Raw genomic sequence first — 11936 nt, forward strand, 5'->3', positions numbered from 1 at the left:
ATACATGAAGAAAAAAAGGAAAGCACTCCCTTATAAGAGCACTTTCCTTTCTTACACCGTTTCTAGTTCTTTAATTGAAATAGGGTTACTTTCTAGAAATTTGGTTGTGAAATCCCCTTCTTTAAAAGAAGGATGGTTCAGTAATTCTAAATGAAAAGGAATGGTTGTATGAATACCGATAATGATAAATTCTTCGAGTGCGCGTTTCATTCGTTGAATCGCTTCATTTCGATCTTTCCCCGTTACAATTAATTTCGCCACCATTGAATCATAAAAGGGGGAAATTTCATATCCTGGGTAAACGGCGCTGTCTACACGAACCCCGTAGCCGCCAGGAGGTAAATACATCTCGACTTTTCCAGGAGAAGGCATAAAGTTTTTAGCAGGATTTTCTGCATTGATCCGGCATTCAATTGCCCATCCCTTTAACTGAATATCCTGCTGAGCAAATGATAGCGGGTAGCCTGCTGCTACTGAAATTTGTTCTTTAATTAAGTCAATGTTTGTTACAAGTTCTGTAACAGGGTGTTCAACTTGAATTCGTGTATTCATTTCCATAAAGTAAAAATGCCCGTGCTTATCTAACAGAAACTCAACTGTTCCGACACCTGTATAATCAACTGCTTGAGCTGCCGAGACAGCCGCTTTGCCCATTTTAGCACGAAGGTTTTCGTCTACCGCAGGAGACGGAGCTTCTTCTACTAATTTTTGATGACGGCGTTGAATCGAACAATCTCGTTCCCCTAAATGAACTACATTCCCTTCTTCATCAGCAATGATTTGAATTTCGATGTGTTTTGGCTCTTCTAGGTACTTTTCAAGATATACGCCGCCATTTCCAAAGGCTGTTTCTGCTTCATGCTGAGCTTGACGAATTGCTTTTTCTAGCTCTTCTTCGCTATGAGCCAGCCGCATTCCTTTTCCGCCACCGCCCGCTGTGGCTTTTACGATGATCGGATAACCTATTTCTCTTGCTACTGGCATAGCGGTGCTGCTATCTTCAATCAGTCCTTCCGTTCCAGGTACAATAGGCACGCCGGCTTGTTTCATTGTATCTCGTGCTACAGCTTTTGCTCCCATTTTACGGATAGCTTCTGCTTTTGGACCAATAAAGGTAACGTCATAGGATTCACACATCTCAGCAAAATCAGCATTTTCAGCTAAAAATCCGTATCCTGGATGAATAGCGTCTGCCTTGGTTACTTGCGCTACGGTAAGCAGATTACGAATGTTTAAGTAGCTTTCTTTAGAAGACGTTTTGCCAATACAAAATGACTCATCTGCTAGCTTCACGTGAAGTGCATCTTTGTCTGCTTCTGAATAAACCGCCACGGTTGCAATACCCATCTCTTTACAAGCCCGAATGATACGAACTGCAATCTCGCCGCGGTTTGCGATTAAGATCTTTTTAAACATAATGACTCCTCCTGACAGTATGTATACTTTAGCGTGATTTTACGGTAAATAATGGCTGTCCAAACTCAACAACTTCCCCGTCTTTCACAAGAATTTCAAGCACTTCTCCTTCTATTCCCGCATCGACTTCGTTAAACAGCTTCATCGCTTCAATCACACACACAACATCTTTATGTTCAACTGTTTGTCCTACTTGAACGAAGGGATCGGCGTCTGCTTCTGGCTTGGCGTAAAAGGTTCCGACCATTGGTGATAAAATTTGCTTTTCATTATTGTCTGCTGGGTTTACAGACATAGAATCTTGAGGCGCTTGCTCAGTGGCATCGGCTTTTACTTCATCTGTTTTCACTTCTTTAACAGCTGTGTCCTCTAAAGGAATTCCTGCTTTATCAATAACAACTTTTGTTCCTTCATGTTCAATATGAAGCTTTTGAATACCAGATTCATTCATTAATGAAACAACTTCTTGCAATTCACGTACGTTTATCATTTCTTGTCACTCCCGTTTTGTGTTATTTAGTTGACGCAAGGTTAATAGCAATCTTCAATTCTTGAAGCATCTGTTCTTTTTCTAAATAGATTCTTTCAGCTTCGTGAAGCGAAATGTGAGAAAAGTAAATGGATTCTCCAGGCTTTACTTGAGCTAAAAGCGGTAAATCCGCTGTGATGACTTGAGCAATTTTAGGGTATCCCCCCGTGGTTTGACGGTCTGCTAACAGAATGATGGGATTTCCATCCGGCGGGACTTGAACAGAACCTTGTGAAACAGCTTCAGACAATAACTCTTTTTTTTCTTGAAGCTGAAGAGAAGGTCCGTCCATTCGATAGCCCATTCGGTCTGATTGATTCGATACTTTAAAAGGCTCTTTCGTAAAATGACTTTTGCTTTCAGGTGTAAATAAATCGTATTGACTGCCGTTCATAACACGGACACCTGGTTTTTTTGTAAAGTGAACAAGTTCTTTATAATTTACGGACCATGAAGAAGTATATACCCCGTTTATCACTTCAGTTGAAAGAAAAGCAGGCTTTGAAGCAGCAGGAACGGATAGAGGTAAAACATCGTCTGCTTGTAATGCTCTTCCTTTGTAGCCCCCGATTTCACCTCTTAAATACGTACTTTTACTATTTAACACTTCATCAATAGCAAATCCTCCTGCTACAGATAGATAGGAACGACACCCGGTTTTGCAAGGGCCAAATGATAAAGTGCTTCCTTTTGAAATAAATAAAGGTTTCCACATCGGGACTGGCTTTCCGTTGATCGAAGGAGTTAAATCTCCTCCGGTAATTGCTACTAAACAATCGCTTTCTATTTCAAGGGTAGGCCCCATTAGCGTAACTTCAAGTCCTGCTTCTTTTTCATCGTTACCAACTAGTAAATTAGCAATTCGAAGGGAATAAGAATCCATTGCTCCGCTTACAATCACACCGTGCTGCTGAAATCCTCTTCTTCCTAAATCTTGAATGCTCGTTAATAATCCGGCTTTACTGACTCGCATACTCATTTTTCACCCTCCTTTGCCTGCATTTCTTGATATTCTTCTTTAGAGATGGGTTTAAACTTCACAATATCTCCTGCTTGAAGCAAACTTGGCGGATTTTGCTCTGGCAAAAACAGTTTAATCGGCGTTTGCCCAATTAATTGCCATCCTCCGGGAGTGGAAATAGGATACACCCCTGTTTGCATCCCCGCAATACCAACCGAGCCAGCAGGAATAGAGGTGCGAGGAGATGGCCGGCGAGGCGTAGCAATTCTTTCAGATAACCCTCCGAGAAATGGAAATCCAGGAGCAAATCCAATCATATATGCTAAGTATTCGCCTTCAGAATGAATACTAATTACCTCTTCAGTTGTTAAGTTATGGTGACGAGCGACATATTTAAGGTCAGGTCCATACTCTCCTCCGTAGCAAACTGGAATAGAAACCGTACGATGGTTTAACTCTTTTTCTGTCTGTTCGTTTTCTAGTTTACATTGAATGATAGAAGACACTACTTCAAAGGGAGACACAAATTCTTTTTTCTCCTTCTTTTTTACAGCTGCTACCACTTCAAGAGGGTTATAGAAAATTGTAAGGTTTGTAAATGCCGGCACGCACTCAACAAATCCAGGGAAAGGTTTTAATTCTATCGAATCTTTACACGTTTTAATTTGTTTATGAATGTCGTACTGAATGCTATCTCCAAACGTTATTACAAGCGCTGAATCACCAAGCGGAGAAATAACAGCCGACGCTTTTGTTACGGTTTGATTCATATCTACACCTCTTTCTTTTATAAAACACCTAGTTTTTCATCTCGAATATCTGTGATAAACATATGCCCAGGAGCATGTGTAATCATAATAGAAGGTTTTGTTTCCATTGCTACAGCTTGAGGAGTTACGCCACAAGCCCAGAACACGGGAACTTCGCCTTCTTTGACGGAAACAGCATCGCCAAAATCCGGAGAGTGAAGGTCTTCAATACCTATTGCAGCGGGGTTTCCAATGTGAACAGGTCCTCCGTGCACAGCTGGAAAACGTGAAGTTACTTGCGCTGCCCGCACTACGTCTTGCTGAGGAATTGGGCGCATACTAACGACCGTTGAGCCGTGGAATATTCCCGCTTCAGCGCATGAAATATTTGTTTTATACATAGGAACATTACAGTTTTCTTCAATGTGACGAACAGGTATGCCGTTGTTTAAAAGTGCGTGTTCAAATGTAAAACTGCAGCCGATGAGAAAAGCTACCATATCTTCTGTCCAATAGTCTTTGATATCGGTTACTTCTTTTACCAGTTCCCCATTTTCATAGATTCGATACTTCGGAATGTCTGTACGAATATCTCCGGACGGAGCCGCAAACTTTGGAACAGGAGATCCAACGTCCGTTACATCTAAAAGAGGACAAGATTTAGGATTACGCTGACAGAACAATAGAAAGTCAAAGGCTTGTTTCTTTGGTCAAATAGCTAAATTAGCTTGAGCATAGCCGTTTGCCATGCCTGCCGTTGGGTGAATAAGCTGATTGTTACGGATTTGCTGACGAAGTTCAGCTGGAGTTAGTTGTGAAAGGTTTGACATGTTTCTATCTCCCATCATTACCCGCACACAACTTGCGTGCGGGCACATTGTTTTATTTAAATAATTGAGGAAGCTGATCCATTAACGTATAACCGCCCATTAAAGCCATTACAATAACGACAAGTACACCAGAAATGGTAAGCCATAAAGGATGCTTATACTCACCAACGATGCTTTTTTTATATGCAGCAACTAGCAATGTTCCAAGGGCGATCGGCAGAATTAATCCATTAATTGCTCCAACTAACAGAAGAACTTTTACAGGTTTTCCAATTAAGACAAACGACAGAGTTGAAATAATAATAAATCCAATAATAATCCAGTTTGAGTTTTTATTAAGTTTTTCACTAAACGTTTGAATAAACGAAACAGATGTATAAGCAGCTCCCACTACAGACGTAATAGCGGCAGACCACATAACAATACCAAAGATTTTATAACCGACGTTTCCTGCTGCGAGCTGAAACACGGATGCCGGAGGATTGGCTGGATCAATTTGTAAACCTTTAGACACAACGCCAAGTACAGCTAAAAACAAAGCGATTCGCATAACAGAAGTGATGAGAATTCCTGTTACAGAACTTTTGGTTACTTGAGGTAAAGAATCGATACCTTTTACGCCGGCATCTAAAAGACGATGCCCACCAGCAAAGGTGATATAACCACCGACTGTTCCTCCAACAAGCGTAACGATCGCAATAATGTCAATTTTGTCAGGAGCAAAAGTTTTTACTACAGCTTCTCCAACGGGAGGTGAAGTGGTAGCAGCTACATATAGCATCAGCCCAATCATGACAAAACCTGCAATTTGCGTGAAGCGATCCATTGCTTTTCCCGCTTCTTTTACAACGAAGATTAGCACAGCAATAACTGCACTAATTGCAGCTCCGGCTGTTGGAGAAATACCCGTAATCGCATTTAATCCAAGCCCGGCACCGGCAATATTTCCAATATTAAATGCAAGTCCGCCAATAACAATTAAAATAGCGAGCACGTACCCTAATCCCGGAAATACCATGTTGGCGATTTCTTGTCCTCGTTTTTCAGAAACGGCAATAATTCTCCATACGTTGGTTTGAGCAAAGATATCAAGAATAATTGAAATTAAAATAACGAATCCGAAGCTTGCAGCTAAATTTTGTGTAAATACGGTAGTTTGAGTTAAAAATCCTGGTCCAATAGCCGATGTGGCCATTAAAAAAGCGGCTCCAAGCATTAACGTCCAGTTTACTTTAGGCGCAGCCGAAAGCTTTTGCTGAGGTGTTGATTTTTTAATTGGCTCCAATATCATCTTCCTCCTGATTATATGTAGTTTTTATTGTGAAATAGCCTTAACTACCACTTCTGATGCTCGTAAAGAACGATTGACATGACGGGCAAATTCAAGTGCGTGAGCTCCGTCTCCATGGATGCAAATCGTATCTGCCTGCAATTCTACATCCTTACCTTGCTGAGATTTTACCTTCCCTTCTTTCACCATTGTAATAACTTGAGAAACAGCTTCGTCGTCATTTTCAATTAAAGCATTTGGTTCTGTACGAGAAGTGAGAGAACCGTCTAACTGATAGGTACGGTCTGCAAATACTTCGTTAGCCGTCTTTAAACCAATTCTGTTACCTGCTTGAATCAGTTCACTTCCAGATAACCCAAATAAAATCAGCTCAGGATTTACGTTGTAAACAGCTTTTGCTATTGCTTCAGACAACGCTTCGTTTTTAGCAGCCATGTTATACAGTGCACCGTGAGGTTTTACATGCTGCATTGATAACCCTTCTGCTTGCAAAAAACCGTTTAATGCCCCAATTTGATAGATCACGATATCGTAGGCTTCCTGAGGTGAAATATTCATGTTTCTGCGTCCAAAACCAATAAGGTCCTGCAGACCAGGATGAGCCCCAATTTGCACTTTTTTTTCAGCGGCCAATTTTACCGTTTTTCTCATAACGCTCGGATCCCCTGCGTGAAATCCACAGGCAACGTTCACAGACGTCACGTGCTCTAAAATGGCTTCATCATTGCCAATACGATAAGCACCAAAGCTTTCCCCTAAATCACAGTTTAAATCTACTTTACTCAATGCGTTTTTCCCCCTTAACCCCTTTAATGTAAGCGTAATCATTTGCAGATAGTAAATGAAATTCAAGCTTTATTATCTGCATCGATACTTTAAGTTCCGTTTTTCGGAACCGCAGTACCGTTTTTCAGTTATATTTGGATTTTAGCACGAGATGATGAATTGAACAACAACATTGTCAGAATATTTGACATAGTCATTATTTTCACTTGGATAATAATCCCTTATTTTATTGCTATCTTCTATCTATAGCCTTAATATAACGCAGCCGCTTAATGTCATTAGACACAGTAAATAACTAGGTTGTCAGAATAATTACTAGTTCAAAATAATCAAAATGAAATTTTCGTTGTAATCGTTTTCAAATAGGTGCTATATTTCAATTGTAGTCAATTTATGCAAACGATTGCAAAAAAAGGGGGATGAAACGATGAAAGGGAAAAAATGGACAGCTTTAGCTCTAACACTGCCGCTGGCTGCTAGCTTATCAACAGGCGTTCACGCCGAAACTGTACATAAAGGTAAAGCTCCAACAGCAGATAAAAACGGTGTCTTTTATGAGGTGTATGTAAACTCTTTTTACGATGCAAATAAAGATGGACATGGTGATTTAAAAGGTCTTACACAAAAGCTGGACTATTTAAATGACGGAAATTCTCATACAAAGAATGATCTTCAAGTAAACGGGATTTGGATGATGCCAGTCAACCCTTCTCCTAGCTATCATAAATATGATGTAACGGATTATTATAACATTGATCCGCAGTACGGAAATCTGCAAGATTTTCGCAAGCTGATGAAAGAAGCAGACAAACGAGACGTAAAAGTCATTATGGACCTTGTTGTGAATCATACGAGCAGCGAACACCCTTGGTTTCAAGCTGCGTTAAAAGATAAAAACAGCAAGTACAGAGATTACTATATTTGGGCTGATAAAAATACCGACTTGAATGAAAAAGGATCTTGGGGACAGCAAGTATGGCATAAAGCTCCAAACGGAGAGTATTTTTACGGAACGTTTTGGGAAGGAATGCCTGACTTAAATTACGATAACCCTGAAGTAAGAAAAGAAATGATTAACGTCGGAAAGTTTTGGCTAAAGCAAGGCGTTGATGGTTTCCGCTTAGATGCTGCGCTTCATATTTTTAAAGGTCAAACGCCTGAAGGCGCTAAGAAAAATATCCTGTGGTGGAATGAGTTTAGAGATGCGATGAAAAAAGAAAACCCTAACGTATATCTAACGGGTGAAGTATGGGATCAGCCTGAAGTGGTAGCTCCTTACTATCAATCGCTTGATTCCCTATTTAACTTTGATTTAGCAGGGAAAATTGTCAGCTCTGTAAAAGCAGGAAATGATCAAGGAATCGCCACTGCAGCAGCGGCAACGGATGAGCTGTTCAAATCATACAATCCAAATAAAATGGACGGCATTTTCTTAACCAACCATGACCAAAACCGCGTCATGAGTGAACTGAGCGGCGATGTTAACAAAGCAAAATCAGCTGCTTCTATCTTACTTACGCTTCCTGGCAACCCGTATATTTATTACGGTGAAGAAATTGGCATGACCGGTGAAAAGCCTGATGAGTTAATCCGTGAACCGTTCCGCTGGTACGAAGGAAACGGACTTGGACAAACCAGCTGGGAAACACCTGTATACAATAAAGGCGGCAACGGCGTGTCTGTAGAAGCACAAACCAAACAAAAGGATTCTTTGTTAAATCATTACCGTGAAATGATTCGCGTGCGTCAGCAGCATGAAGAGTTAGTAAAAGGAACGCTTCAATCTATTTCAGTAGACAGTAAAGAAGTTGTTGCCTATAGCCGTACGTATAAAGGCAACTCGATTTGCGTGTATCATAATATTTCAAATCAACCTGTAAAAGTATCTGTAGCAGCGAAAGGTAAATTGATTTTTGCTAGTGAAAAAGGTGCTAAAAAAGTCAGAAATCAGCTTGTGATTCCGGCGAATGCCACGGTTTTGATAAAATAATTAAAAACACCTTTACGTGATTACTTGGTAATCACGTAAAGGTGTTTTATTCCTCCTATGCTACAACTGTCGTACTCGCGCATCCGCCCTGCCCTCTTTTAAAAATAGTTACATGATTGATATAAGGTCTATTTAGTTAATAAATTAGACCTTTTTGGACGAACAAAAAGTAATTTACCTTTATAGACGATGTGTCATATTCAATTTTAGTTAAAGTAATTCAGGTTCCCGGAATACAAAAACCTTAGAAATCCATAGATTCCTAAGGTTTTCTTTGTATTCATGTTTCTTTTCATTCGTCATAGTAGCCTAACTTAGTATCCAGTAAATATTGACAAGTCCATACCTTAACAAACTAAGTACATTTCGTTTAATATTGCTTTTTATTTATTCAATCGGAAGTAAAGTATCAACTACAATACTGTTTACAGCATTGATATACGCAAATGCACTTGCTTTCATAACATCCGTATCTGTTGCCTTGGCAATATACTTTTCGCCTTTGTATTCTACTTGAATCTTTACTTTTCCTAATGCTTCCTTACCCCTTGATACACTGCTAATATTATATTCGATCAATTTAATATCTAAATCACTAATTTCTGTAATAGCAGAATACAAAGCATCAATTGGGCCAGAACCGACTGCACTGCTTTTCAATATTTGATCACCCTTTTTAATCTTCACACTTGCAGATGGAAAGTTTGTGTTACTAATTACTTGCAAGTCCATTAGTTCATAAAAATGATTACTATACTGCGTCATATCCTGGCTATGAATTTCATTTTTTGCATAATAGTTCTCAACGATGACGTATAAATCATGATTATATACTTCTTTTTTTGCATCTGCCAATTCAAGAAAAGCTTCAAATATCCCTTCAAATTGTATGTTATTCATCTCATTAAAGCCTAATGATTCCAGGGCATTTTTTACCGCATGGCGCCCAGAACGGGCGGTTAGAACAAGTTCCATATCATCTAGACCAACTTCAATCGGGCTAATGATTTCGTAAGCATCCCTTGCTTTTAATAAGCCGTCTTGATGTATACCTGAAGAATGAGCAAAAGCATTATCACCTGTAATAGCTTTGTTTACTTGTACATCTAATCCCATTAAACTACTTACCAATCTAGATGTATTCATGATTTCTTTTGTATTAATATTTGTGTATGCATTATAAACTGATGAACGCGTATTAATTGCCATCACGACCTCTTCTAGTGCAGCATTGCCTGCACGCTCACCAATGCCATTTATCGTACACTCAACTTTATCTGCCCCATTTTTAATTGCAGCTAACGTATTCGCAGTTGCCATTCCGAGATCATTATGACAATGGACACTTAAAAGCACTTTATTATTCAAATTTTTCAAGCGATTATTTATTTTAAAGATTAGTTCACCAAACTCTTCCGGCTCGGCATAGCCAACTGTATCGGGCACATTAATAATGGTAGCCCCTGCCTTTACAACAGCTTCAATCGTTGCCCATAAATATTCAAAATCGGAGCGAGATGCATCCTCCGTTGAATATTGTACGTCTGGTAGAAGTGTTTTTGCATATTTTACTGCATCAACACCGAGGTCTAAAATTTGACTTTTCGATTTTCCAAACTTCTTTTCCACGTGAATGTCTGAAGCGCCTAAAACTATATGGATTAACGGTTTTTTAGCATATTTCACACTATTATAAACAGCATCAATATCAGCCTTTACTGCTCTTGCTAACGCTGTAATGATCGTTTCGTCTGTATTTCCTATTTTCATAGCAATTTCTTTCACAGCATTAAAATCACCAGCTGAAGATGAAGGAAAACCAGCTTCGATAATATCGACTTTCAGCTTCTTTAGTTGCTGTGCTACTTCTAGTTTTTCATACAGGTTCAGCTTAGCCCCCGGAACTTGCTCGCCATCTCTTAAAGTCGTATCAAACATCCAAATTTTTCTCGTCATTTCAGAAACACTCCTTTGTCATATTAATGTATAAAAAAAAGCCCCGTCTCTATAAAAACATAGAGACGAGGCGTTGCTCGCGGTACCACTCTAATTGATCAATCATTACATAATTAACCCACTCATTTTCGGCAGCTATCACCACCTATCTTCATAACGGTAGAAAACCGACATCCCCTACTTATAATATTCAGGGAGTAGCTCTTGGATGAGTTCAAAGGCAATAACTACCGATTCTCACCAATCATCGGCTCTCTGAAAAGTTTATATATCCTTCTACTATTTCCAATCTTTGCTTATCATTATTTGATTACATGCAATATTATATCTATCTATTCATTTTGTCAACTTATTTTTTGAATATAAAAAATATTATTAATATAAAACTAATTATTTCTTAAATCATTAGTTTGCACATAAACATCTACTACCTTTGAGTAGTGTTTAAATTATTTACTTAAAAATAATTTTGTATATTACACACATTGTAGAAAAACATTCTATTTGTCGTCAGGTAGAGTAAATAGTAAAACTATGATTTTTATAAAGTATTTTACTATTTACTTATATACTAAAGATAGTTTTGTATAGGTTATAAATAATTTAAATAAGTTGTATTTATAATCACTACATTAGGTTGAACTGAAGATGCTGAGTGATTTAACAATTTCCATTATAATTCTTCCATGCAACCTTTCTTCCTAACCTTATGATACTGAAATATCTTCCTCCACCTAAAATGTAATATATTACTAATGAAAACAATAAAAAGCATATTGTACACTTAATGGGTATGTAAGTAATATTTTATGGAGGTTTTAAATTGAAAGCTACTGGCATCGTTAGGAAACTAGACAACCTGGGAAGAATAGTCTTACCCATTGAACTAAGGAGAACATTAAATATTAAGAATGGCGAACCTGTTGAAATTTTTGTAGATAATGAGAACATTGTGTTGAAAAAATATTCACCTAATTTAGCCTGTAAAGTAACAGGTGAAGTTTCCAAAGATAATCTAATCTTGGCAAAAGGAAAGGTAATTCTAAGCCGTGAGGGAGTAAAGCAACTGCTTAGAGAGTTAGAAGTAAAGTTAGAAGTAAAGTTATAACTCAAATATGAAGAATGAGAGCAGACTCTTTTCGACTTTTATACCTTGTCTTTTAATTAAAATGTCTGTCCAATCTGCATAAAGACAGCACCTAAATAATTAGGTGCTGTCTTTATGTAAAAAAAAGGATTTCTGAATCTTCAATCAACTAACTTTATATTACCGGAAACTGATATAAGCAAGCTATAACTTTGTTATAATGTCTGACACAAATAATTTAATGTTATTTTTCTTCTTCAGTTAAGTCGGGTAAGCGAGGGGCATCACTGCCCCTGACTCCCCTAAGAACCGTACGTGAGCCTTTCAACTCATACGGCTCA

Annotated in this window: 9 protein-coding genes, 1 pseudogene and 1 other annotated feature; of the genes and pseudogenes, 2 read left to right on the plus strand and 8 right to left on the minus strand. The window is 38.5% G+C overall.

All coding sequences use genetic code 11. From position 1 onward, the window contains the following. Window positions 1-51: 51 nt before the first annotated feature. The 7 genes and pseudogenes from accC to pxpA form a co-directional block, all read right to left on the minus strand. Window positions 52-1416, minus strand: a complete 1365-nt coding sequence (gene accC, locus ACFX4E_RS18425) for an acetyl-CoA carboxylase biotin carboxylase subunit (RefSeq protein WP_102812769.1) — start codon at window positions 1414-1416, stop codon at window positions 52-54. A gap of 28 nt (window positions 1417-1444) precedes the next feature. Next, window positions 1445-1906, minus strand: coding sequence for an acetyl-CoA carboxylase biotin carboxyl carrier protein (accB, locus tag ACFX4E_RS18430; protein ID WP_377238762.1), 462 nt, complete (start codon window positions 1904-1906; stop codon window positions 1445-1447). A 22-nt stretch (window positions 1907-1928) separates the two neighbouring features. After that, the gene (locus ACFX4E_RS18435; RefSeq protein ID WP_377238760.1) at window positions 1929-2924 is read right to left on the minus strand and encodes a 5-oxoprolinase subunit C family protein; all 996 of its coding nucleotides are present in this window, start codon (window positions 2922-2924) and stop codon (window positions 1929-1931) included. Then, window positions 2921-3676, minus strand: coding sequence for a 5-oxoprolinase subunit PxpB (gene pxpB, locus ACFX4E_RS18440; protein WP_377238758.1), 756 nt, complete (start codon window positions 3674-3676; stop codon window positions 2921-2923). Before pxpB ends, ACFX4E_RS18435 begins: the two co-directional genes overlap by 4 nt. A gap of 17 nt (window positions 3677-3693) precedes the next feature. Next, window positions 3694-4485 (minus strand): annotated as a pseudogene (locus tag ACFX4E_RS18445) (putative hydro-lyase). A 52-nt stretch (window positions 4486-4537) separates the two neighbouring features. Then, window positions 4538-5776, minus strand: a complete 1239-nt coding sequence (locus tag ACFX4E_RS18450) for an NRAMP family divalent metal transporter (protein WP_045295487.1) — start codon at window positions 5774-5776, stop codon at window positions 4538-4540. Between the two features lie 24 nt (window positions 5777-5800). Continuing rightward, window positions 5801-6562 (minus strand): 5-oxoprolinase subunit PxpA, encoded by a 762-nt coding sequence (gene pxpA, locus ACFX4E_RS18455; protein ID WP_377238756.1) that lies wholly within the window; start codon window positions 6560-6562, stop codon window positions 5801-5803. A 427-nt stretch (window positions 6563-6989) separates the two neighbouring features. Here pxpA and ACFX4E_RS18460 point away from each other — a divergent pair, with 427 nt between their 5' ends. Beyond that, entirely contained in the window at window positions 6990-8552 is a 1563-nt protein-coding gene (locus tag ACFX4E_RS18460; protein ID WP_377238754.1) for an alpha-amylase family glycosyl hydrolase, read from the plus strand. 387 nt (window positions 8553-8939) lie between these two features. On the opposite strand, the gene ACFX4E_RS18465 is transcribed toward ACFX4E_RS18460, so the two are convergent. Further along, a complete protein-coding gene (locus tag ACFX4E_RS18465) occupies window positions 8940-10508 on the minus strand; it encodes a 2-isopropylmalate synthase (RefSeq protein WP_377238752.1) in 1569 nt (522 codons plus the stop codon). Between the two features lie 58 nt (window positions 10509-10566). Next, window positions 10567-10810 (minus strand) — a binding site (T-box leader). A gap of 521 nt (window positions 10811-11331) precedes the next feature. Between ACFX4E_RS18465 and ACFX4E_RS18470 the strand changes: the two genes are divergently transcribed. Next, complete coding sequence (locus ACFX4E_RS18470) at window positions 11332-11616, plus strand: AbrB/MazE/SpoVT family DNA-binding domain-containing protein (RefSeq protein ID WP_377238750.1); 285 nt, start codon at window positions 11332-11334, stop codon at window positions 11614-11616. The last annotated feature ends 320 nt before the right edge of the window (window positions 11617-11936 follow it).

Source organism: Priestia sp. YIM B13491 (assembly GCF_042787605.1).
Taxonomy (GTDB): Bacteria; Bacillota; Bacilli; order Bacillales; family Bacillaceae_H; genus Priestia; species Priestia megaterium_E.